This window comes from Isoptericola croceus (assembly GCF_029382255.1).
Classification (GTDB): Bacteria; Actinomycetota; Actinomycetes; order Actinomycetales; family Cellulomonadaceae; genus Isoptericola; species Isoptericola croceus.
Genome location: NZ_JARLLG010000106.1, coordinates 1 through 284, shown reverse-complemented (window position 1 = coordinate 284; position 284 = coordinate 1). Strand labels below are relative to the sequence as shown.

Sequence of the window (284 nt, the reverse complement as noted above, 5' to 3'; positions counted from 1 at the left end):
AATATTACAACCTACTGATTATTTGCCATTCTCATAAATCTTCTGTTTTCCCCGACACATAAAAATGTAATAATTGCAGTATAATAGAAAAACACTTAATGCAGTACAATTATCTAACTATCGATCTCCTAAAGTTAATTTTGTTGTTTTGTGCTCCCCATTTCTCACATATTCAATTGTAACAACATCACCGGGTTGGTGTTCTTTGAGCAAGTTGGAATAATCTTTCAAATTTTTAACTGGTTTATCATCAAATTTTACAATTAAATCTCCCTTCAATAATC

Annotated in this window: 1 protein-coding gene; it reads right to left on the bottom strand. The window is 29.9% G+C overall.

Annotated features, from left to right (window positions below; translation table 11 throughout):
• Positions 1–117: 117 nt before the first annotated feature.
• A complete protein-coding gene (locus PZC42_RS22850) occupies positions 118–279 on the bottom strand; it encodes a PDZ domain-containing protein (RefSeq protein WP_368860285.1) in 162 nt (53 codons plus the stop codon).
• Positions 280–284 lie beyond the last annotated feature (5 nt).